A 20,792-nucleotide genomic window follows, 5' to 3' on the forward strand; every position below is an offset into this window, starting at 1 on the left:
CCGGAAGGACCGGCCTTTTGATTATAACGTTAGATCATTTTGCTGGGATATATCTAGCGGTCCCCAATAATAGAGAGGGACTTCGATCCACGAGGCATCGCGCCATAGAGATGCTCTGCGTCAATCGAGTCTGCATCGAGGACGACGGCGTGATCGTACTCCAGGCCTTCAACCAGCAATGTTGGGTAGCATACTTGATGACGCAGTATCATCTTGATATTGTTGAGTTTCACGAAGATCACAAGGAAGTTCTCAGTGGCTGAAAAGACATACGATCCGTTTAAAGAGTTCAACGCAACGCTGCTCCACCTAATCCAGAAAGCAAGCGAAGTTTTTCCGCTTGCTTTTAACGTAGAGAGTTCCGGTGTTTTGCCGTCTAAGCCTGTGCTGCGCGGAAACCCGGAAAATGTAAAAGATGAAAACACTGCAGGAGGCTATCGCACTCCGTACGAGATCTCCTCATACCTATCCGCGCATAACTTCAGAGATGATCATATCTTCTCGAACCGAGAGCTTGATGAGATTGTTGAAGGCGTGATGAAACCGTATGAGATCTCTGAGTCCGAATTTTCCGAGCAACGCTTGAAGTTTCATCTGGAGTTGATGACACGGGGCGGTAACCTCGCCGTAGAAGAGTTTCAGAAAGAAGCTCAAAGGCGGACTCAGATCGACCTAGGGAACCGTTACGAAGGAAAAACCGAGACGCAGTCCAAGCTGGATACTTGGACACGTGCGCAGAAAAGATTAGCCGAAGAGACACGTGAGTACTCAGAGGAAAGAGAGCGCTTGGCATTTATTATGATATTTTTATGTTCTGAAGGGTTCTTCAAAATATTGGATCTTAAAGGAAAAGAACATGTCGCTGTTAATCCGCATGTCGCTATAAAAGGTCCAACTGAGGCAGGCTATATATATAATTATATGGAAAACACGAGCTTCATTCTGACAAGTCGTGCTTTAGCTAGGCTGAATGTATCGCTTGATGATGACCCAAGGCAAACGTTGATTCAGCGAATACACGAATGGTCCAATCCGGTCGGCGCTGCCTCATCAGTTCTCGCTTCCGGAGCAAGCCTCGGAACATATCTGGCGTCCTTCTTTTTAGGGTGATGATCCCCCTATTCATCGAGGGGCCGCTCGAATTCACTAGAGTGGAAGCTGAGCGAAAAAGTCAAAAGGAAACAGATCCCCTTTCGTGTTCGAACGTCCGCTTTTGGCCGGAAGCGGACGTTCCTGACGGGCCGCTGTTGATCGTGCGCGGCCATCCGCCTCGAACCACGGTTCCTGTGTAGAGGCCTGCTCTCTGGTATAGCTGTATACGTCGTGATCAAGTCATTTGATTCGAAGAAAAACGACTCTAGGCTGATCATGTGGAGCCCAGGAGCAACATCTCTTTGAGCACAAGCGATCGACCCGGCCATTAGCCAGGCGTTTGCGCAGACACAGAGGTGAACTCTTCAGTGGGTGTCTGGTTTCCAACGGCGATCAAGGGATGGCTTTGCTCTACTAGTCTAATTTTAGACTCACATGACTGGTCGGCCGGCTACGCCCAACGGCGCTGCATATCACCGCAGGCCTTCATGCCTCGCGGGCCAAGCGCCAGCGCCGCAGCAGCTGCGATGTTAACCACCGCCAAGAATGCAGTTATGCCAAAGATGATCAAGGATCGTCCAACGTGAGCGGTTTGGTGTGGTTGCAAAGCGAGTTCCATTTCGCCAAATGAAAAGACATTCAGCCAAGGAAGTCGCGGTCACCTTATGAAGATCACCCTGACGGGTGATTTACCGGCTTTCGCACGATGGTTGATATTGCGTCGCAAACGGCGAGGAGATTACTTCGGTCCAACCTCTGATGTGGGGGAACAGGTCACAGATCAAAGCAATGTGTTTCGACCTGGATGCGGATGATTCTAACCAAGCATTATTTAGAGGCCGAGCAGAGAGGTACCCTCTCGATAGTTGTTCCACCCAGGCCCAAACTCCGGATGCTCTTCGGTAAGCGTGCGAAACTCCCCAACCGCTTCCTCCCGCTTCCCCTTCGCCCACAACACATTGCCCAATCCAAACCGCGCCGTGGGCTCATCCGGCCACTTCATCAGCGCGGTACGGTAAGCCTGTTCTGCTGCCTCCAGTCGACCCGTTTGCTCAAGATCCGCGGCGGCCTTGAGATACGCCAGCGGCTCGGCTGTAGCCGGTAGTTGCGTCGGCCTGATCATGGCCCGCGCCCAGCGATCGGCGCGGTTCCAGGTGTGGGTAAATACTGTGAGGGACTGGCTTTTTGCTTGGTCCAGGCCGCTATGCAGGATGAGTACGTCGCGGTTCAGGTCGTAGCCGATCGCGACCGCGTAATGCCATTGCGGGTACCAGTCGAAGCGCAGATTCTGCATTACCAGTACCGGGTTCCCGGCAGCCAGTTCGGTGAGCAGCGATTCGATGTTTCCTTTGAGCGGGTAGGCCAACAGATCCTGTTCGCGCGCGGCGGCGACCATTTCGATTTGCAGGCTGCCTTCGCGACCCGGGATGTAGACGCGGTCGGTCAGGTCTTTCGGCTCGGTTGGGATCAGATGATGGTTGAAGATCATCGCCAGTGCGGCGGGGCCGCATTGGAAGTCATCCTGAGCGTGGAAGGGGACGTCGATCAATACCTGGCGTGGCAGGTGGGCGAGCTGGTCAGGCGAGGGGAGGTTCGGCGCCTTGCCTGCACAGGCTGACAGCAAAGCTGCCAGCCCGAGCAGGACGAGGGTGCGCGGGAAGATCAGCGTGCGCAATTGACGATGTTGTAGATGTCGGTCAGACAGAGGATGTCGGTGACCACGAAGATCAGCAGGAATAGCACCAGTACGCCGACGATGCTGCCGCCAGCTGCCCCATCCTCCAGCTGCGCATTGAACTCGGCGAGTTCTTGCGCGGTAAGGCTGTCGATACGCTTTTCAACATCTGCGGCAGACACACCCATCTCGGTCATCTTTTCCTGCACCGCCTGGTCGGCGAGCATGTCCTTCAGCGCCTGACGATCAACGCTCAGTTGCTGTTCAGCGACGACTTCATGGGTGCCGATCATGGTTGCCTGGGCTTGCAGACTGGCCATGCTGGTGAGCATGAACAGGGCAGTCATGAAAGCGGACAGATAACGTCTTGCGGTGCGCGTGAGGGTCATGATGCGTACTCCTGATTATTGATTATGGTCTTTCCTGTTGCGACAGGCTGTGCATCGCAATTGACTGAGTCTACGCCGCTTCGGTTCCGCTGTACGGTCCGTTCTCACTATCTGCCAAATGTTTCTCAAATGCCCAGTTTGTCGCGCATCTGATAGTACCAGGCGCCCATCGCGGTGAAGGGTACACGCAGCAGTCGCCCCCCCGGGAACGGGTAGTGAGGGAGAGCGGCGAACGCATCGAATCGTTCGGCCTGGCCACGCAGCGCTTCGGCCAGAATCTTCCCGGCGACGTGGGTGAAGGTGACCCCGTGTCCGCTGCAACCTTGGGAGTAATAGATGTTGTTGCCGATACGGCCGACCTGCGGCAGACGCGATACGGTCAGTAGAAAGTTGCCGGTCCAGGCGTAGTCGATCTTCACGTCCTTCAATTGCGGGAAGGTCTTCACCAGATTCGGGCGTACCAGCGAGACTACGTCAGCCGGATCGCGCGCCCCGTAGACGACGCCGCCGCCGAAGATCAGCCGGCGATCGCCGGACAAACGATAGTAGTCGAGAAGATAGCTGCAATCCTCCACGCAGTAATCCTGCGGCAGGAGCGCGTGCGCCATTTCAGGACTCAGCGGTTCGGTAGCCACCACCTGGGTGCCGCAGGGCATGGATTTGGCGGCCAGCTGCGGAATCAGATCCCCGAGATAGGCGTTGCCGGCAACCACCACGAACTTGGCCGTTACTTGACCTTGCTCGGTGTTTACCACCGCCCTGGCGCCCTGGTCCACCCGGATGACTCTCGATTGCTCGTGAATGATGCCGCCGAGCGATTCGACCGCGGCGGCTTCGCCAAGCACCAGGTTGAGCGGATGGATATGTCCGCCGCTCATGTCCAGCATGCCGCCCACGTACAGATCGGTATTCACCACGTTCTGGATGCCTGCCGTGTCGAGCATCTGCAGTTCTGTGTGTCCGTAGCGTTCCCACAGTTGCTTCTGGGCCTGCAGGTGATCCATCTGCTTCTGATTGAACGCGGCAAAGACGCCGCCGTCCTTCAGGTCGCACTTGATGCCATAGCGCTTGACCCGGTCGCGGATGATCCGGCCGCCTTCGAAGGCCATGTCGCCGAGCATGCGCGCCTGATCGTTGCCGAGGGTACGTTCAATGACATCGATGTCGCGGCTGTAGCTGTTGACGATCTGTCCGCCGTTGCGCCCGGATGCGCCGAAGCCGACTTTGGCGGCCTCGAGCACCGTGACCCGGAAGCCATGTTCAAGCAGGAACAGGGCGGTGGAAATACCGGTGTAGCCGGCACCGATGACGCACACATCCGTCTCATGGCTACCTTGCAACGGAGGCCGTTCGGGGGAGGGGTTAGCCGAGGCCGCGTAATACGAACCGGTATGCTCTGTGTAGCTCATCATGCACCCTATGTTGAAAATATTTTACAGATTAGGGCGATGCTAACGTGCCTGCGCGACCATTTCCAGCCGGTGATCGATAAAAACTACATCACTTCGCAGGTTTCGGGAGTGGGCGAACCAACAGAATGCAGACCATGGAAAATGCCAGCATCACGCCGATCAGATGAAAAGCATCGTTGTAAGCGAGAATGGCCGCCTGTTGATGAACCTGTTGGTTCAGCGCCATGAGCGCGGAATCGGCGTTCCCCAATTGCTGCGTCAGGGCGTCGAGGCGGTCCTGCACCGCCGGGTTATCCGGGCTGACATGCACTCGCAGATAATCGAAATAGTACTTGGCGCGGCTGTCGAGGATCGTCGCGAGTGCGGCGATACCTATCGCGCCACCGAGGTTGCGCAGGATGTTATACAGACTCGAGGCTGAACCGGCCTGCGACGGCGGGATCATTGCCGTCGCAAGAATCGACATAGGTACCAGCACCATTGGCTGGCCGAGTGCCCGGAAGATCTGAATGCCGATGAACTGGTCGCCGGCGAAGTCCAGATTGAGCGTGCCGCTATAGAAGCTGGCGAAGGCGAACAGGGCGAAGCCGGTAGCGCAAATCAGGCGCGCGTCGATAAAGCGCATTATGACTGGCACCAGCGGGATGATCGCCAACTGCGGAATGCCCATCCACATGATCACCTGGCCGATTTGCAGCGCGTTGTAATTCTGAATCTGCGCCAGATAGACCGGCAGCACGAAGACCGTGCCATACAGGCCAACGCCCAGTCCGACGTTGGCGAGACTGCCGAGGAGAAAATTCCGCTCTTTGAACAGCCGCAGGTTAACCAGGTGATTGTCACGCGACAGCTGCAGAATGACGAACACGGTGAGGCTGATGAACGCGGTCACTGCCAGGGTGACCATGAGGTCCGATTCCAGCCAGTCTTCCCGATGGCCTTCCTCAAGAAATACCTGCAGCGTGCCGAGGCCGATCGCCATGGTGATGATGCCGGCGTAGTCACCCTTTTTCAGCATGTGCCATTGCGGCGCGGTTTTCTCCAGACCGTAAAGCAGCCCGGCGATCATCAGCAGACCCGGGAATATGTTGATGTAGAAAATGTATTCCCAGCCGAAGTTTTCAGTCAGCCAGCCGCCGATGGTCGGCCCTATGGACGGGGCGAAGGTGGCGGTGATGGCGAACAGCGCCATGCCCTTGGGGCGCGACGCTGGTGGGAGCTTGGTCAGTACCAGCATGAACGCGAAGGGGATCAATGCGCCGCCGGCCAGTCCCTGCAGCACGCGGAAGATGATCATGCTTTCCAGGCTCCAGGCCATCGAGCAGAGCAGGGACGCGATGACGAACAGGCTCGAGATCACCACGGCGAAGCGCCGCGGCGACATGACCACGGTCAGCCAGGCCGCCAGCGGGATGATGATGATCTCGGCCACCAGATACGAGGTCGAGATCCACGACCCTTCCTCGATTGTCGCCGACAGTGCGCCCTGTATGTCCTTGAGCGACGAATTGATGATCTGGATATCCAGAATTGCCATGAATGCGCCGAGAATGGCGCTGAGAATGGCGATCCAGTCGCGTCGGCCGGGTGGTGGAATCTCTTCCTGGTTTACGCCCGCAACGACGGCTTCAGCCACGCAGGTCGACCTTCACCGTGACCGACATGCCCGGGCGAAGCTTGCCCGCCAGGGGATGCTCGGGATCGACCATTACCTTGACCGGGATGCGCTGGACCACCTTGGTGAAGTTTCCGGTGGCATTCTCTGGCGGAAGCAGGCTGAACTGGGCACCGGAGGCAGGGAACAGGCTGTCGATGCGCCCCGGCACCTCTTCATCAGGGAAGGCATCAAAAAGCAGGGTTGCTGGCTGGTCGTCGTGCATCCGCTGGATCTGGGTTTCCTTGAAGTTAGCCTGTATCCAGATTTCCGTTTGCGGCACCAGGGCCATCAGGTGCGCACCGGGCTGCACGTTCAAGCCGCTGCGTACGCTGCGCTGACCAATGCGACCAGCGGCGGGGGCGGTGATTTCGGTTCGGCTCAGATCGAGCTCGGCCTGGGCGATTTCCGCTTCGGCGGCGTCTATCAGCGCGCCGAACCGGTTGACGTCGGCCTGCAACGTGTCCTTGGTAAGGCGTTGTGTTTCGACGTCGGCTTCGGCGCGGCGCACCTGTGCCTTGGCCACGTCCAGTTGCGCACGGAAATTGCTCAGTTGTTCTTCCGAAGCGTATCCGGACTGGCGAAGGGGCGTGATGCGCTTGATATCCGCCTCGACCCGGCGTTGCTCCGCCTGGCGCGCGGCGACGTCGGCCAGGGCGGCTTCGATCAGGCTATCCTGCTGAGCGAGCCGGGATTGGGCTTCGACGCGTTCGGCTTCGCGAGTGGCGAGATTGGCGCGGGCGCGCTTCAGGGCTATGTCGTAATCGCGGCTATCGAGGCGTACCAGTAGGTCTCCGGGAGCTACCAATTGATTGTCGGTGACCAGAACGTCGGTTACCTGGGCGCCGAGCTGGCTACTGATTCGGGTAATCTCGCCTTGTACATAGGCGTTGTTGGTGCTCTCGAAGTGACGTCCGATCAGCCACCAGTGAGCGAAGAAAGCGGCACCGACGATAGCGACCAGAAGCAGGAAGATAGACAGGCGAATACGCACGCGGGAGGACATTAAGCTCTTCTCGATTTTGTTATTGGAAGCACTCTACCACTGTTCCCCTCAGGTAAAGAGGGGGTAGAATCCGGACACTTTGTTGCATCACAGGAACAGTAACGCCATGGGTTTGGATGACGCTCTGATTTTCACCCGCGTGGTGGAGTGCCACAGTTTTACCAGTGCTGCGCTCACGCTGGGCATGCAGAAATCCACTGTCAGTCGCCGAATCGCTCAGCTTGAGGAAAGGCTGGGTGTGCGGTTGCTCAACCGGACCACGCGCAAGCTGCGCCTGACCGAAGTCGGCCAGGCCTATTACGAGCGCTGCCGCCAGATCATGCAGGAATTCGCCGAAGCCGAACAAGCCATCATGCAGCTGCAGCGCGAGCCTACCGGGTTGCTGCGAGTCAGCTCCCCGATCGAATTCGGCCAGCTGTTTCTCGGCGGCGTGGTGGGCGAGTTCATGAGTTGCTATCCCGCCATTCAGGTTGAGGTCGAACTGACCACGCGCATCATCGATCCGGTGGAAGAGGGCATAGATGTAGTGATCCACCGCGGGCGGCCGCAGGACTCCAGCCTCGTCGCCCGGCCGATGATGAGCAGTCCGCGGCAGTTGTATGCCAGCCCCTCCTATATAGCGCAGCACGGTATGCCCCAGCGACCGGAGGAGCTCACCGGGCATCGCTGCATCAACACCATGGATAGTGGGCGCAAGTGGCATTTCCTCGAGCCTAACGTCAGCGTCTTGATCAATCCTGTGTTGACCGTCAACAACATCACCTTCGCTCGCGAGGCAGCGATCTCCGGAGCCGGCATCATCAACGTTCCGGCGTTCATCGCCGAACCACAGGTCGAGCAAGGGTTGCTGGTGCAGGTGCTGCCCAATGTGGTCCTACCGTCAAGCGAACTGTATGCGCTGTACCCATCGCGCCGGTTCCAGGCGATGAAGGTCAAGGCGTTTATCGACTTCATGATCGAGCGGCTGGAAAAACGCCTGATTACCGAGGTGGAGCAGCATGGGGAAGCGCTGGTAACATCGTCGGTTTCATAGCAAGCCGGGCCCGGCGCCTGCCGGGCACAACCGATGAGACCATCCATGACCGTTCGTACCCGTATCGCCCCGTCACCTACTGGTGACCCGCACGTAGGCACCGCCTACATTGCCTTGTTCAACCAGTGCTTCGCCCGCCAACACGGCGGACAGTTCATCCTGCGTATCGAAGACACCGATCAGGTACGCTCCAGCGCCGAGTCCGAAAAGCAGATTCTCGACTCGCTGCGCTGGCTGGGACTGGAATGGGACGAAGGTCCGGACGTAGGCGGCCCGCACGGCCCGTATCGGCAGAGCGAGCGCAGCGCGATCTATGTCGAGCACAGCGAAACGCTGATTCGCAGCGGGCATGCCTTCCGCTGTTTCTGTACTCCCGAGCGCCTGGATGCGTTGCGCGCCGAGCAGATGGCCAACAAGCAGACACCGGGCTATGACGGTCACTGCCTGACGTTGCCCAACGCCGAGGTCGAGCAGCGCGCCAAGTCGGGCGAGCCGCATGTGGTGCGCATGAAAGTGCCAACCGAAGGTGTGTGCGTGGTCAAGGACATGCTGCGCGGGGATATCGAGATTCCCTGGGAGCAGGTCGACATGCAGGTCCTGATGAAGGCGGATGGATTGCCGACGTACCATCTAGCGAATGTCGTCGATGATCATCTCATGGGCATCACCCATGTGCTGCGGGGGGAGGAGTGGATCAACTCCGCCCCCAAGCACATGCTGTTGTATCAGTACTTCGGCTGGGACATGCCCGAGCTGTGTCATATGCCGCTGCTGCGCAATCCGGACAAGAGCAAGCTCTCCAAGCGCAAGAACCCGACCAGCATCACTTTTTACGAGCGCATGGGTTATTTGCCCAAGGCGCTGCTGAACTACCTCGGTCGTATGGGCTGGTCGATGCCCGATGAGCGCGAGCAATTCACACTGGACGAGATGGTCGAACATTTCGACATCCAGCGTGTATCGCTGGGTGGACCCATTTTCGACGTGGAAAAGCTGGCTTGGCTGAACGGCATGTGGATTCGCGAGTTGTCCGAGCAGGATTTCGTGAACGCGGTACAGGCATGGGCACTGAACGCAGAGTATCTTCGTCCGTTGGTGCCGCTGGTTCAGGCGCGCGTGGAAACCTTCAGTGATCTGCTGCCGCTGGCTGGCTTCTTCCTGACCGGAAAGGTCGACCCGACCCCGGCATTGTTTGAACACAAGAAACTCTCGAACGACGAAGTGCGCAAGGTGATGCAGCTGCTGCTGTGGAAGCTCGAAGCGCTGCGCCAGTGGGACAAGGACAACATCACGGCGACCATCCAGCGTGTCGCGGAAAGCCAGGAGCTCAAGCTGCGTGATCTGATGCCGCTTCTGTTCGCCGCCATCACCGGGCAGGCCAGTTCCGTGTCAGTGCTCGATGCAATGGCTCATCTTGGCCCGGATCTGTCGCGCTTCCGTCTGCGCCAGGCGCTGGAGCTGATCGGTGGTGCGTCGAAGAAAGAAGTGAAGGCCTGGGAAAAGCTGCTGGCCGAGATCTAGAACCCGGCCCGCGGGTCTATGTAGGAGCGTCCTCTGGGCGCGAAAGCGGAGCCGCCGGCGGGCACGTTGCGCCGGGGCGACGCTCCCACATAAGTCGCTGTTTTACTGAAAATTCTGTTGACAGTATTTGGCTGCAGACCTAATATGCGCCCCGTCATCACGACGGGGCTATAGCTCAGCTGGGAGAGCGCCTGCATGGCATGCAGGAGGTCAGCGGTTCGATCCCGCTTAGCTCCACCAAGTTTTTTAGGTCAGTGCTTCGGCGCTGACCTGTTTTCCACGATGCCTGGAGCGACTCTCGCTTCGACGCATAGAAGGGTTTGCGTCCCCTTCGTCTAGTGGCCTAGGACACCGCCCTTTCACGGCGGTAACAGGGGTTCGAGTCCCCTAGGGGACGCCATTATCAGTAACCGGCACAGGAACGTGCCGGGGTCGCAAGACACGGGGCTATAGCTCAGCTGGGAGAGCGCCTGCATGGCATGCAGGAGGTCAGCGGTTCGATCCCGCTTAGCTCCACCAATCAGAAAGGCCGACAGCGATGTCGGCCTCTTTTTTTGTGTTTTTTTCACCTGGGTCGGATTGGGTCGGTTCACTCCTTCAAGCAGTCGACAAGATAGCGTCGCTCCCCATTCTCGCTCTGTACCGGACGCGCCCCGTGGATGTCACTTTCGAATCCGGGGAAGCGCGCGTCCTGTATAGCGGCGATGCGCAGGTAGTCGGCAATCGCGGCGCTGTCGGTAGGGAAGCGTTCGCCCGGCATGATCACAGGGATGCCCGGCGGGTAGGGCACCACCATCACCGCAGCGATGCGGCCCGCCAGCGCTTCCACCGGAACCATTTCGACCTGGCCACGCACCATCTGCTGGTAGGCATCAGCGGGGCGTACCACTATTTCCGGCAGCTCTGTATATATCTGCCGCAGCGTCCTCACCATCCGCTGCTCTTTATAGAAGCGATGCAGTTGCTGGCAAAGGTCCTGCAGGCCCATGTCGCGGTAGGCTTCCACATTCGCAACGCTAGGCAGGGTCATTTCCAGCGGCGCGTTGTTGTCATATAGCCGCTTGAACTCCTGCAACTCCGAGACCAACGTGCTCCACTTGCCCTTGGTGATCCCTAGCGAGAACAGGATCAGAAACGAGTAGAGGCCGGTCTTTTCTACCACCAGCCCGCGCTCGGCGAGAAAGCGCGTCACGATAGCTGCGGGAATGCCGCTCTTGGCGAGTCGGCCTTTTTCTTCGACGCCAGGGGTCAGCAGGGTGACCTTGATTGGGTCGAGCAGGGCGTAGTCTTCGGCCATATCGCCGAAGCCGTGCCAGTCAGCCTGGCTGTCGAGGGTCCAGTCAGCGGGCTGGAGTTCGTCGGTGGCGAGTGCCTCTTCCGGTTCCCATACATCGAACCACCACTGGTCTTCATCCAGTCGTTCCGCGGTCTGCTGCATTGCGCGGCGGAAGGAGAGCGCCTCATCGAGTGTTTCCTGGACCAGCGAGCGGCCCGGTGCGCCGGCCATCATGCCGGTGGTGACGTCAATCGACGCGATAATGCCGTAATGCGGTGAAGTCGAGGCATGCATCATGAACGCCTCGTTGAAGCGCTCTTCGTCCAGCTCCTGCTCGTCGCTGTTTTCGGCGAGGATAATTGACGCCTGGGACAGCGCGGCCAAGACCTTGTGCGGCGATTGCGTGGCGAACACCATAGGATGTTTCGCCCGCGGAAAGCCCCGTTTGCGCCCCATGCCGTGGCGCCCTGCGTAGAATTCATGGAAGGCCGCATAGCCGTACCAGGCTTCATCGAAGTGAAGCACATCCACGGCATCCTCAAGCTCGTCCTTGATCTGTTCGGCGTTGTAACACAGCCCGTCGTAGGTGGAGTTGGTCAGCACGGCGAGGCGAATGCGCGGCTCGCGACCTTGCAGCAACGGGTGCTCGGCGACACGTTCGCGGATGCGTGCCGGAGAGAACGACTCCAGGCTGATCGGCCCGATGATGCCGTAATCGTTACGCGAACCGGTCAGGTACACCGGAATGGCGCCGGTCATGATGATGGCGTGGAGGATAGACTTGTGACAGTTGCGGTCGACCAACACCACGTCATCGCGCGTGACATAGGCATGCCAGATCACCTTGTTTGCAGTCGAGGTCCCGTTCACCACGTAAAAGCTGTGGTCGGCGCCGAAGGTACGGGCCGTGTTGTTCTCTGCAGCGGCGATGGGACCGTTGTGATCAAGCAGCGAGCCGAGCCCCGGCACCGAAACAGACAGGTCGGAGCGCAGCGTGTTTTCGCCGAAGAAGTCATGAAAGGCACGGCCTACCGGGCTTTTGCGAAAGGCTACGCCGCCCCCGTGCCCTGGGGAGTGCCATGAATAGCTCGCGCGACCCGTATAGTCGAGCAACGCCTTGAAGAACGGCGGCAGCAGGTTCGAGAGATAGGATCGGGCGGTCCGGGCGATCTGGCCTGCGATGAACGGCAGGGTATCCTCGAAGAGATAGATGATGCCGCGCAGCTGATGTAGCTCTCGTAGTTCGGCCAGTTGGGCATTGTCCAGATTCTGCCGGGTCGTCAGCGCCATGATCGGTAGCTCGGGTGAGCGCGAATGCGCCGCTTCGAACAGCGCCCTGATGGGCGCCAGGCCGTCCGCGGTATCAGCGGTGAACAGAATGCACGATAGTCCACGGTGTGCCTCGGCGATCAGTCGACCCTCGTCGATCGATGCGGTAGCGAGTACTTCCACCCCTTCCTGCTTCAGTGCCTTGAACAGCTCTGCCAGCTGGGTGCCGGCGACGTCGTCCTTGCCGATGTGGGGGTTGATGACCAGAATCGGGAAATGCAGATGCTTGAACATGGAGCCTCGTTCTTCGGGGGTCTGGTTCAAGGTTAGCCTAGAGCGATCCGCGGCACACGGGTTTGGCCACTGCGTGTGCCTTGGCTCAGTGGTATCCTGCGGGGCCTTGCCATTCAACCGCTGAGCGAAAAGCGACGAGACGAGAGGAACGCGCGTGAATTGGGATTTCGAAAATCCGCACACTTACGACATCACCGTACAAGCCGATGATATCGACGAGCTCGGGCATGCAAATAACGCCATCTACGTCCGCTGGCTGGAGCGCTGCGCCTGGCAGCACTCAAAGTCGCTGGGCCTGGGCCTGGACGAATACCGCGAGCTGGATCGCGCCATGGCCATCGTTCACCACCAGATCGACTACCTCGCTGCTGGTTACGAGGGCGATGAACTGACAATGGCGACCTGGATCGTGCATTGGGACAAGAAGCTGCGCATGACGCGCCACTTTCAGCTATGTCGCAAGAGCGATGGCGCGACGCTGCTGCGTGCCCGTACCACCTTCGCCTGTATTGAACTCAGCACCGGCCGGCCTAAACGCATGCCAGCCTCGTTTATCGACGGCTACGGCAAGGCCATAAGCGCTGATACAAAGGCCGAGCCATAACTGGCCGACCGTGCCGGAGCGGATCAGTCGGCGCCCCCACAATCCCGAGCAGGCGCAAGAAAGATTGTGGGAGGCGCGACCCGCGGCGACCAGCGATGTCAGGCTTAACGATATTCGCAGAGGTAGGCGGTGTCCTGCTCGACCTTGAGCTGGAATTTGCTGTTCGCCGGCACGGTGAATTGCGATCCACCGGCATAATCATTCCATTGTTCACTCCCCGGCAACTTGACGGTCAGCTTGCCGGTCACCACGTGCATGATTTCCAGCTGGCTGGTACCGAACTCATATTCGCCGGGTGCCATCACGCCGATAGTGGCGGCGCCTTCCGGCTGCTGCAAAGCGATGGAAGCGACCTTGCCTTCGAAATACTGATTGACCTTGAACATCGAAAACTCCTGGGCGGATGACGAATGGGGCGCCATTATGCCGAGCCGCGGTGCGCCTCGGCAATCATCCGCACCGAACTCCGATAAGCTTTGCGCTGCCTCTTCTATACTGTCCGGATCTACCTCTACCGGAGCGACCTCATGAATCGGACAATGTTGGCCTTTACCCTGGGTCTGGCAGTCGTACTCGGTGCCGGTACAGCGCTGGCGGCAGAGATCGTTGGCCCCGTGCAGAACATCGATGCCGAAGAAGGTACTGTGACCGTTGAAGGGATCGAGTTCCTGATTGCCGAAGACACCGATTTCGATATGGCTTTGGGAAGCTACGCGGATCTGGAGGGGGGGCAAACGGTCGAGATCGATTTCGACGTGATAGATGGCCGTCACGTGATCAACCAGATCCGGCCGGAGCCATTCTGAAGCTTGGTTTAAAGCTCAATCGCTCTGATAGTATTGCGCGCTGATACAGCTTCGACTGGGCGCGCCGGGAGGGTCGCATGGCAAATATCGCATTCATTGGTTTGGGCGTCATGGGCTACCCAATGGCTGGGCACCTCAAGCGTGCCGGCCACAATATGGCTGTGTACAACAGAACCTCGGAAAAGGCTTCCCGCTGGGTCGAGCAGCATGGTGGCGAAGCCCGTGAGACGCCGGCTGACGCCGCCTGCGAACAGGATATGATCATGCTTTGCGTGGGTAATGACGACGATTTGCGCGAAGTCGTCGCCGGTCCGCAGGGCGTTCTTGCTGGCGCCCGCAAGGGTACGGTGATCGTCGATCACACTACGGCTTCGGCGAACGTCGCTCGGGAGATGGCCGCGCTTTGTCGCGAAAAAGGCATCGGCTTTCTCGATGCACCGGTATCCGGCGGTGAGGCTGGAGCGGTGAACGGACAGCTGACTATCATGGTGGGCGGTGACGAGTCGGTCTACGACCTGGTCCGACCGGTGATCAATTCATACGCCAAGATGACCCGGCATATGGGTGAGGTCGGTAGCGGCCAGTTGACCAAGATGGTCAATCAGATCTGTATCGCTGGTCTGCTGCAAGGGCTGTCCGAAGCGCTGCACTTCGCCCAAGGCGCCGGCCTGGATGGTGAGGCCGCCATGTCGGTTATCAGCAAAGGTGCTGCGCAGTCGTGGCAGTTGGAGAATCGTCACAAGACCATGCTCGCCGGGGAATTCGACTTTGGTTTTGCCGTGGACTGGATGCGCAAGGATCTGTCGATCGTGCTGGATGAGGCGAGGCGCAATGGCTCGCAGTTGCCGGTCACCGCGCTGGTCGACCAGTTCTACGCCGACGTGCAGGCCGCTGGAGGCGGGCGCTGGGACACATCGAGCCTGATCACTCGCCTTAACCGCGGAAAATGAAATACACCGCGCCGAGCAGACATAGGCCGGCCCATAGATAGTCGAGCTTCAACGGCTGTTGCAGAAAGTAGACCGCGAAGGGTACGAACACGCACAAGGTGATGACCTCCTGCATGATCTTCAGTTGCGCTACGTTCAGCTCGGTGTAGCCGATGCGGTTGGCTGGCACCATGAGCAGATACTCGAACAGGGCTATGCCCCAGCTGACCAGTGCCGCTATGATCCACGGCTTACTGTTCAGTGCCTTCAGATGCCCGTACCAGGCGAATGTCATGAATACGTTGGACAGGGTAAGCAACAGGGCGGTCTGGGCCCAGACAGGTAAAGACATTAACGCCAGCTCCGGTAGTTTTGTGGCGCGAGCATAGGCGCAAGCGGGATTTTCGCCAAGAGGGTAACGAGTCGTGAGCATGAGCTGTCGGCAGGGGTGTGGTGCGTGTTGTGTGGCGCCGTCGATTTCTTCCTTTATACCTGGCATGCCTGGCGGCAAGCCGGCCGGGACGCCGTGTTTACACCTGTTGCCGGACAAGCGCTGCGCGATCTTCGAATCCCCCGAGCGGCCGAAGGTATGCGCCGCGTTCAGGGCGGACCTGGCGGTATGCGGTAGTAGCGCCGAGGAGGCCATGCAGATACTCGGATGGCTCGAGTCGGAGACGGCCTGATTCTGAGGAAGGCCCCGGATCGCAAGCCGGGACGTCGAGCGCGGTGCCTTCGGGTTCGCCGAACGGATACAAAAAAGCCCCGCATCGGCGGGGCTTTTTCATGGCAGCGACATTACTTCGAAGGGTAATCGCGCTTGGTGGCGCCGGTATACAGCTGACGCGGGCGACCGATCTTGTACGGACCGCTGATCATTTCGTTCCAGTGGGCAATCCAGCCCGGGGTGCGGCCGGTGGCAAAAATCACCGTGAACATCTCGGTGGGAATGCCGATGGCTTTCAGAATGATGCCCGAATAGAAGTCGACGTTCGGGTACAGGTTCCGCTCGATGAAGTAGGGGTCGGTACGGGCGATTTCTTCAAGCTTCATCGCCAGCTCCAGCTGCGGATCGTTGATACCCAGCTCGCTCAGTACTTCGTCGCAGGTCTGCTTCATGACCTTGGCGCGCGGATCGAAGTTCTTGTAGACGCGGTGGCCGAAGCCCATCAACTTGAACGGGTCGTCCTTGTCCTTGGCCTTGGCGACGAACGTGTCGATGTTCGATACATCACCGATTTCGTCGAGCATGCGCAGTACGGCTTCGTTCGCGCCACCGTGAGCCGGTCCCCACAGGGCGGCGATGCCGGCTGCGATACAGGCGAACGGGTTGGCACCGGACGAACCGGCCAGGCGGACGGTAGAGGTTGAGGCGTTCTGCTCGTGGTCGGCATGCAGAACGAAAATACGGTCCATGGCCTTGGCCAGCACCGGATTGATCTTTTTCTCTTCACAGGGCGTGTTGAACATCATGTGAAGGAAGTTTTCCGAGTACGACAGGTCGTTGCGCGGGTACATCATGGGCTGGCCCATGGAGTACTTGTAGACCATCGCTGCCAGCGTCGGCATCTTGGCAATCAGGCGAGCGGCTGAAATCTCGCGATGATGGGCGTCGTTGATGTCCAGCGAATCATGGTAGAAGGCAGAGAGGGCGCCCACTACGCCACACATGATGGCCATCGGATGCGCGTCGCGACGGAAGCCGTTGAAGAAGGTCTTCAGCTGCTCATGAACCATGGTGTGGTTCTTGATCGTGTTGTCGAACTGCTGCTTTTCCTCGGCGCTGGGCAGTTCGCCCTTGAGCAGCAGGTAGCAGGTCTCCAGGAAGTCAGCCTTCTCGGCGAGCTGTTCGATGGGGTAGCCGCGATGCAGCAGAACACCCTTTTCACCGTCGATGAAGGTGATCTTGGATTCGCACGAAGAGGTAGCCATGAAGCCGGGGTCAAAGGTGAAGATCCCCTCGGAGGTCAGGCCGCGAACATCCACTACATCCGGACCAAGGGTGCCAGAATAGACTGGCAGGTCAATGGGGGCAGCGCCCTCGATGATCAACTGCGCCTTTTTGTCAGCCATGAATGGCCTCCTGTTTTGCTGTATCGAAAGTGTGACCCCCCACGCAGGGCCCGCATCACTATAAGGTGATAATCCCGTTTGTCAATTCTACTGATAGTGAATGGATATCACCGCCATAAATGACTTTTATAGACGCCCTAAATAGGGGCGATAACCGCGCAACGGCGCGGCTCGGCGGGTCTCGCAAGGCTGGTGTTTGCATTGTAATCAAGGGGGCAACTCTCTATACTCCATGACCGGCAAAGTGACCCATCCCGGCTTCCACTGGAAGCTGCACCACGGGTCATTGGGGTACCCACTTAGTTAGTGCACCTTCCTATAATCCAGCCCTGTCCACAGGGCCATGAGTGTGAATATAGCCGTGAAAAGCAAAAGACCTGTCAACCTAGATCTCAGGACAATCAGACTTCCTGTCACAGCCTATTCGTCTATCGCTCACCGTATTTCGGGCGTCATCCTGTTCATCGCCATCGCTGCCCTGCTTTGGATGCTGGACCGGTCGCTCAGTTCCGAAAGCGGGTTCGAGCAAGTCGGGGCAATTCTTCAGCATCCGCTGGCCAAGCTGACCCTGTGGGTCATCCTGTCCGCACTGCTGTACCACCTGGTCGCGGGTATCCGCCACCTGCTGATGGATGCGGGGCTGGGTGAAAGCCTGGAAGGCGGCATTCTCGGAGCCAAAGTGGTTCTGGTGCTGTCGGCCGTTCTGATCGTTCTTCTGGGGGTTTGGATATGGTAACCAGCGTCACCAACCTGTCTCGTAGCGGCTTGTATGATTGGATGGCGCAGCGGGTATCCGCCGTGCTGCTGGCTGTCTATACGCTTTTCCTGCTGGGCTATTTCCTGGTGAATCCGGACCTGACCTATGAGCAGTGGGCCGGCCTGTTCAACCAAACCTGGATGCGCATCTTCAGTCTTCTCACCCTCGTGGCGCTTGCTGTCCACGCCTGGGTCGGAATGTGGACCATTTCAACCGATTACCTGACTCCGATGGCCATGGGCAAAGCTGCCACCATCGTGCGTTTCCTGTTCCAGGTCGCATGCGGACTGTTGATGTTCGTGTTGTTCGTCTGGGGCGTGCAGATTCTGTGGGGTTTCTAAATGGCTAGCATCCGTACACTGACTTTCGACGCCATCATCGTAGGTGGCGGCGGCGCCGGCATGCGTGCCGCGCTGCAACTGGCCCAGGGTGGTCACAAGACTGCCGTGGTCACCAAGGTATTCCCGACCCGCTCGCACACCGTATCCGCTCAGGGTGGCATCACCTGCGCCATCGCTTCGGCCGATCCGAACGATGACTGGCGCTGGCACATGTACGACACCGTCAAGGGCTCCGACTATATCGGTGACCAGGACGCGATCGAGTATATGTGTTCCGTTGGTCCAGAAGCCGTGTTCGAGCTCGAACACATGGGTCTGCCGTTCTCGCGTACCGAACAGGGCCGCATCTATCAGCGTCCGTTCGGCGGCCAGTCCAAAGGTCCGGACAACCCGACCCAGGCAGCGCGTACCTGTGCCGCAGCCGACCGTACCGGTCATGCTCTGCTGCACACCCTGTATGAAAACAACGTCAAGCACGACACTACCTTCCTTAATGAATGGTACGCAGTCGATCTGGTGAAGAACCAGGACGGCGCGGTAGTGGGCGTCATCGCCATCTGCATCGAGACTGGCGAGACCGTCTACATCCGCTCCAAGGCCACCGTCCTCGCTACCGGCGGGGCAGGTCGTATCTATGCATCGACCACCAACGCTCTGATCAATACCGGCGACGGCATCGGCATGGCGTTGCGTGCAGGTGTTCCCGTTCAGGACATTGAAATGTGGCAGTTCCACCCGACCGGTATTGCCGGCGCGGGTACCCTGGTGACCGAAGGTTGCCGTGGTGAAGGCGGCTACCTGATCAACAAGCATGGCGAGCGTTTCATGGAGCGTTATGCTCCGAACGCGAAAGACCTTGCTGGTCGTGACGTGGTTGCACGTTCGATGGTCAAGGAAATCCTCGCGGGCAATGGCTGCGGTCCGGATGGTGACCACGTTATGCTCAAGCTCGATCACCTGGGTGAGGAAGTGCTGCACAGCCGCCTGCCGGGTATCTGCGAACTGTCCAAGACCTTCGCCCACGTCGATCCGGTCACCGCGCCGATTCCTGTCGTACCGACCTGCCACTACATGATGGGCGGCATCGCCACCAACATTCATGGTCAGGCGATTACCCAGGACGCCAGTGGCACCGATCAGATCATTCCCGGCTTGTTTGCCGTGGGCGAGGTCGCGTGCGTATCGGTACACGGTGCCAACCGCCTGGGCGGCAACTCGCTGCTCGACCTGGTTGTGTTCGGCCGCGCTGCCGGCCTGCATCTGGAATCAGCGCTCAAGGAAGGCATCGAATACCGCGGCGCCTCCGAGTCCGACATCGACGCCTCACTGGCTCGGCTGTCCAGCCTCAACGAGCGCGCCAGCGGCGAAGAGGTTGCCCCGCTGCGCAAGGAACTGCAGAACTGCATGCAGAACTACTTCGGTGTATTCCGTACCGGCGAATTCATGCAGAAGGGTATCAAGCAACTGGCTGACCTGCGCGAGCGTATTGCTACGGTCAAGATCAATGACAAGAGCCAGGCGTTCAACACTGCGCGCATTGAAGCACTGGAACTGCAAAACCTGCTCGAAGTTGCCGAAGCGACCGCCATCGCGGCGGAAGCTCGCACCGAGAGCCGCGGTGCTCACGCTCGTGAAGACTACGAGGATCGTGACGACGTGAACTGGCTGTGCCACAGCCTGTACATGCCGGCGACCAAGGAGTTGAAGAAGCGCGCTGTGAACTTCACGCCGAAGACCGTTCCAGCATTTGAACCCAAAGTGCGTACTTACTAAGGTGACCCTATGTTGCAAGTGAGTGTCTACCGTTACAACCCGGAGACTGACAAGGCTCCTTACATGCAGGACTTCCAGGTCGATACCGGCGGGAAGGATGTCATGGTTCTCGACGTACTCGCTCTGGTCAAGGAGCAGGATGTCGGGATGGCTTACCGTCGCTCCTGCCGCGAAGGCGTGTGTGGCTCGGACGGCATGAACATCAACGGCAGAAACGGCCTGGCGTGCATCACTCCGCTGTCCGCGGTGGTGAAGAACAACAAGCTGGTTTTGCGCCCGTTGACCGGTTTGCCGGTTATTCGTGACCTCGTCGTCGATATGAGCATCTTCTACAAGCAATACGAGAAGGTTCAGCCGTATTTGCAGAACGAGACGCCGGCGCCTGCTATCGAGCGCCTGCAGACTCCGGAAGAACGCGAGAAGCTGGACGGACTGTACGAGTGCATTCTGTGTGCTTGCTGCTCGTCCTCCTGCCCTTCGTTCTGGTGGAATCCCGACAAGTTCATCGGTCCTGCTGGTCTGCTCAAGGCTTACCGCTTCCTGGCGGACAGCCGTGACACCAAGACCGAAGACCGTCTGGCGGCTCTGGATGACCCGTTCAGTATCTTCCGCTGCCGCGGCATCATGAACTGCGTGAACGTGTGCCCCAAGGGTCTGAATCCGACCCGCGCTATCGGTCACATCCGCAACATGCTGCTGCAGAGCGGGACCTGATCGGTCCGACTCTGCATTACGTTTGGCCTGTGCTGGCTCCTGTACCAGGAGTCAGCCAGTATTTTGATCGAGCCGCAGCCCACAAAGCCGCGGTTTGTTTGTACGTAAAAACCAACAGGGGCAATCGGGTAACACCCGAACTATCTGTCGGGGCCGGCAATACTCCGGTTTTGCAGA

At 58.7% G+C, this 20,792-nt stretch carries 20 protein-coding genes and 3 tRNA genes; 14 read left to right on the forward strand and 9 right to left on the reverse strand.

The features are described from left to right. The first annotated feature begins 255 nt into the window (after positions 1 to 255). Positions 256 to 1,110 (forward strand): hypothetical protein, encoded by an 855-nt coding sequence (locus BLT85_RS03780; protein WP_093391899.1) that lies wholly within the window; start codon positions 256 to 258, stop codon positions 1,108 to 1,110. An 814-nt stretch (positions 1,111 to 1,924) separates the two neighbouring features. Here the strand turns inward: BLT85_RS03780 and BLT85_RS03785 are convergent. From BLT85_RS03785 to BLT85_RS03805, 5 genes are all read right to left on the reverse strand, one after another. Next, a complete protein-coding gene (locus BLT85_RS03785) occupies positions 1,925 to 2,767 on the reverse strand; it encodes a PA2778 family cysteine peptidase (protein WP_093391900.1) in 843 nt (280 codons plus the stop codon). Further along, a complete protein-coding gene (locus BLT85_RS03790) occupies positions 2,755 to 3,156 on the reverse strand; it encodes a PA2779 family protein (protein WP_093391901.1) in 402 nt (133 codons plus the stop codon). The genes BLT85_RS03785 and BLT85_RS03790 overlap by 13 nt, the downstream gene beginning before the upstream one ends. A gap of 125 nt (positions 3,157 to 3,281) precedes the next feature. Further along, on the reverse strand, positions 3,282 to 4,565 hold the full coding sequence (locus BLT85_RS03795; protein ID WP_093391902.1) for an NAD(P)/FAD-dependent oxidoreductase: 1,284 nt from the start codon (positions 4,563 to 4,565) through the stop codon (positions 3,282 to 3,284). A 91-nt stretch (positions 4,566 to 4,656) separates the two neighbouring features. Then, positions 4,657 to 6,204, reverse strand: coding sequence for a DHA2 family efflux MFS transporter permease subunit (locus tag BLT85_RS03800; RefSeq protein ID WP_231701531.1), 1,548 nt, complete (start codon positions 6,202 to 6,204; stop codon positions 4,657 to 4,659). After that, on the reverse strand, positions 6,197 to 7,228 hold the full coding sequence (locus BLT85_RS03805) for an HlyD family secretion protein (protein ID WP_093391903.1): 1,032 nt from the start codon (positions 7,226 to 7,228) through the stop codon (positions 6,197 to 6,199). The genes BLT85_RS03800 and BLT85_RS03805 overlap by 8 nt, the downstream gene beginning before the upstream one ends. A 106-nt stretch (positions 7,229 to 7,334) precedes the next feature. On the opposite strand from BLT85_RS03805, the gene BLT85_RS03810 reads away from it, so the two are divergent. The 5 genes from BLT85_RS03810 (at position 7,335) to BLT85_RS03830 (ending at position 10,301) form a co-directional block, all read left to right on the forward strand. Beyond that, a complete protein-coding gene (locus BLT85_RS03810; protein ID WP_093391904.1) occupies positions 7,335 to 8,261 on the forward strand; it encodes a LysR family transcriptional regulator in 927 nt (308 codons plus the stop codon). A 45-nt stretch (positions 8,262 to 8,306) separates the two neighbouring features. Continuing rightward, positions 8,307 to 9,782: a glutamate--tRNA ligase gene (gene gltX, locus BLT85_RS03815; RefSeq protein ID WP_093391905.1), complete on the forward strand. Its 1,476-nt coding sequence runs from the start codon at positions 8,307 to 8,309 to the stop codon at positions 9,780 to 9,782. A 164-nt stretch (positions 9,783 to 9,946) separates the two neighbouring features. Beyond that, positions 9,947 to 10,022: transfer RNA gene (locus BLT85_RS03820), tRNA-Ala, on the forward strand. 84 nt (positions 10,023 to 10,106) lie between these two features. Continuing rightward, a tRNA-Glu gene (locus BLT85_RS03825) sits at positions 10,107 to 10,182 on the forward strand. A 43-nt stretch (positions 10,183 to 10,225) separates the two neighbouring features. Continuing rightward, positions 10,226 to 10,301, forward strand: a tRNA-Ala gene (locus tag BLT85_RS03830). A gap of 70 nt (positions 10,302 to 10,371) precedes the next feature. On the opposite strand, the gene BLT85_RS03835 is transcribed toward BLT85_RS03830, so the two are convergent. Next, positions 10,372 to 12,621: an Orn/Lys/Arg family decarboxylase gene (locus BLT85_RS03835; protein WP_093391906.1), complete on the reverse strand. Its 2,250-nt coding sequence runs from the start codon at positions 12,619 to 12,621 to the stop codon at positions 10,372 to 10,374. 154 nt (positions 12,622 to 12,775) lie between these two features. Here BLT85_RS03835 and BLT85_RS03840 point away from each other — a divergent pair, with 154 nt between their 5' ends. Continuing rightward, positions 12,776 to 13,225: an acyl-CoA thioesterase gene (locus BLT85_RS03840; protein ID WP_093391907.1), complete on the forward strand. Its 450-nt coding sequence runs from the start codon at positions 12,776 to 12,778 to the stop codon at positions 13,223 to 13,225. Between the two features lie 104 nt (positions 13,226 to 13,329). Here the strand turns inward: BLT85_RS03840 and ppnP are convergent, their stop codons facing one another. Beyond that, on the reverse strand, positions 13,330 to 13,611 hold the full coding sequence (gene ppnP / locus BLT85_RS03845) for a pyrimidine/purine nucleoside phosphorylase (protein WP_093391908.1): 282 nt from the start codon (positions 13,609 to 13,611) through the stop codon (positions 13,330 to 13,332). A gap of 141 nt (positions 13,612 to 13,752) precedes the next feature. Between ppnP and BLT85_RS03850 the strand changes: the two genes are divergently transcribed. Then, on the forward strand, positions 13,753 to 14,031 hold the full coding sequence (locus BLT85_RS03850) for a DUF5666 domain-containing protein (RefSeq protein ID WP_093391909.1): 279 nt from the start codon (positions 13,753 to 13,755) through the stop codon (positions 14,029 to 14,031). A gap of 77 nt (positions 14,032 to 14,108) precedes the next feature. Then, positions 14,109 to 14,981: an NAD(P)-dependent oxidoreductase gene (locus BLT85_RS03855; protein ID WP_093391910.1), complete on the forward strand. Its 873-nt coding sequence runs from the start codon at positions 14,109 to 14,111 to the stop codon at positions 14,979 to 14,981. On the opposite strand, the gene BLT85_RS03860 is transcribed toward BLT85_RS03855, so the two are convergent. Then, positions 14,965 to 15,312, reverse strand: a complete 348-nt coding sequence (locus tag BLT85_RS03860; protein ID WP_093391911.1) for a DMT family protein — start codon at positions 15,310 to 15,312, stop codon at positions 14,965 to 14,967. The two genes, BLT85_RS03855 and BLT85_RS03860, sit on opposite strands and share 17 nt — an antisense overlap. Before the next feature lie 79 nt (positions 15,313 to 15,391). Here BLT85_RS03860 and BLT85_RS03865 point away from each other — a divergent pair, with 79 nt between their 5' ends. Continuing rightward, positions 15,392 to 15,643, forward strand: coding sequence for a YkgJ family cysteine cluster protein (locus tag BLT85_RS03865; protein WP_093391912.1), 252 nt, complete (start codon positions 15,392 to 15,394; stop codon positions 15,641 to 15,643). A gap of 112 nt (positions 15,644 to 15,755) precedes the next feature. Here BLT85_RS03865 and gltA read toward each other — a convergent pair whose 3' ends face one another. Next, on the reverse strand, positions 15,756 to 17,030 hold the full coding sequence (gltA, locus tag BLT85_RS03870; RefSeq protein WP_093391913.1) for a citrate synthase: 1,275 nt from the start codon (positions 17,028 to 17,030) through the stop codon (positions 15,756 to 15,758). A gap of 361 nt (positions 17,031 to 17,391) precedes the next feature. Here gltA and sdhC point away from each other — a divergent pair, with 361 nt between their 5' ends. Genes sdhC through BLT85_RS03890 form a run of 4 tightly spaced genes read left to right on the forward strand, consistent with a single transcriptional unit; the run spans position 17,392 to position 20,615 of the window. After that, positions 17,392 to 17,766: a succinate dehydrogenase, cytochrome b556 subunit gene (gene sdhC, locus BLT85_RS03875; protein WP_093391914.1), complete on the forward strand. Its 375-nt coding sequence runs from the start codon at positions 17,392 to 17,394 to the stop codon at positions 17,764 to 17,766. Next, positions 17,760 to 18,128, forward strand: a complete 369-nt coding sequence (gene sdhD, locus BLT85_RS03880) for a succinate dehydrogenase, hydrophobic membrane anchor protein (protein WP_093391915.1) — start codon at positions 17,760 to 17,762, stop codon at positions 18,126 to 18,128. The genes sdhC and sdhD overlap by 7 nt, the downstream gene beginning before the upstream one ends. Further along, positions 18,129 to 19,901, forward strand: coding sequence for a succinate dehydrogenase flavoprotein subunit (sdhA, locus tag BLT85_RS03885; RefSeq protein ID WP_093391916.1), 1,773 nt, complete (start codon positions 18,129 to 18,131; stop codon positions 19,899 to 19,901). 9 nt (positions 19,902 to 19,910) lie between these two features. After that, positions 19,911 to 20,615 carry a succinate dehydrogenase iron-sulfur subunit gene (locus BLT85_RS03890; RefSeq protein WP_093391917.1) on the forward strand — a complete coding sequence of 235 codons (705 nt, stop codon included), beginning with the start codon at positions 19,911 to 19,913 and terminating at the stop codon, positions 20,613 to 20,615. Positions 20,616 to 20,792 lie beyond the last annotated feature (177 nt).

The organism is Halopseudomonas xinjiangensis (genome assembly GCF_900104945.1).
GTDB classification, from domain to species: Bacteria; Pseudomonadota; Gammaproteobacteria; order Pseudomonadales; family Pseudomonadaceae; genus Halopseudomonas; species Halopseudomonas xinjiangensis.